Below are 1273 nucleotides of genomic sequence, written 5' to 3' on the forward strand. Positions count from 1 at the left end.
TCACCTTCGCCTTGTCATGCCCGTAGGGCAGCAGATGTTCGCCCGGGATCCCAAGCTTGTCGCCAATCTCCTGGATCGGCTTCTTCGACGCCGCACGCGCAATCTCGATGTCTGATTTGTGGCTCATGATGTGTTCCTTTGTCGCGTTTCAGCTTGGAAATTCTTCGCCGACCTCAAGGCCGACTTCGGATGCCCACTGGGCGGCGGGTGTCTTGTCCCCGCCCTCGGGGCGTACTCGTTTGACCAGGATACGGCCTCCGACGCACTGCACCTCGATGCCGTCGTCGGTGATGGCGCGGACCCGGCCGGAAATGCCGTCGCCGGGAGCGCGGGCACTGTCGAAAATTCCCAGCTTGGCACCCTTGTAGGTCGTCCATGCGCCGGGGGCGGGGTTGGTCCCGCGAATGAGATCATAGACCTGCCCCACCGGACGGTGCCAGCAGATTTCCGAGTGCCGCGCGGTGCAGCGGCGCTCGTAGGTGGCCTCCGCTTCGTCCGGCACGATATGCGGCGGATTGCCCGCGCGGAAAAGGTCGCAGACCTCCAGCACGCTGTCCACCGCCGCCGGGTAGATCTTCTTGAAATAGAGGTCGATCACCGTGTCGTCGGGGCCGATCTCGCATTCCCATTGCATCAGGCTGTCGCCCTCGTCCAACCCGTCCGACGGGTAGAACCAGCTGAAACCAGACTTGTCCGATCCCATGATGATCGGCCAGTTGACCGCGCTCGGGCCGCGATGCAGCGGCAGGAGCGACGGGTGAAAACAGATCGAGCCGTGCGTCGGCGTGTCCCGCGCCGCTTCGGGCACGAAGACGTTGACGAAGGCCATGACCATCAGGTCGGCGTTGTATCCGGCCAGTGTTTCCAGCGCCTCGGCATCGTCGAAATTCGCCGGCTGATGTACGGGCAGGCCCTTTTCCAGCGCGAACTCCTTGATCGGGTCCACCGGCTTGCCGTCCCGGTCGGGCTCGCAATACACGGCCACGACTTCGTCGGTTCCGGTTTCGATGATCTTGGCCAGCGCATCCTTGCCGAAGGCTTGCTGCCCCATGACGATCAATCGCATGTTTTTCCTCCCTTGGGTCCGGCAGCTGCGGATTTGCGCCGCATGCTACCGGTCTTTCCTTTTCTATTCCGCTGCGGTTCTCTGCGGGTCTCCCACGGCGCCGCTATCCAGCACCGCCTGCAGCTCGTCGCCGTCATAGCCCAGCACCTCGCGCAGGATCTCCACCGTGTGCTCTCCCAGAAGCGGCGAGCGCGTCACGTCCACCGG

Annotated in this window: 2 protein-coding genes; both read right to left on the bottom strand. The window is 63.6% G+C overall.

Translation table 11 applies throughout. The annotated features are described in order from the left end of the window. The coding region (locus tag C2I35_RS22015) for a formate--tetrahydrofolate ligase (RefSeq protein WP_146050033.1) at window positions 1–127 on the bottom strand (127 nt) is incomplete at its 3' end. 21 nt (window positions 128–148) lie between these two features. Then, a complete protein-coding gene (locus C2I35_RS21740; RefSeq protein WP_245890602.1) occupies window positions 149–1066 on the bottom strand; it encodes a methionyl-tRNA formyltransferase in 918 nt (305 codons plus the stop codon). Window positions 1067–1273: the final 207 nt, after the last annotated feature.

Source organism: Roseovarius confluentis (genome assembly GCF_002917925.1).
In the GTDB taxonomy this organism is placed as follows: domain Bacteria; phylum Pseudomonadota; class Alphaproteobacteria; order Rhodobacterales; family Rhodobacteraceae; genus Roseovarius; species Roseovarius confluentis.

Coding starts and splice junctions, on each gene's coding strand:
- C2I35_RS21740 (WP_245890602.1), bottom strand. CDS start 1,066: ATGCGATTGATCGTCATGGGGCAGCAAGCCTTCGGCAAGGATGCGCTG.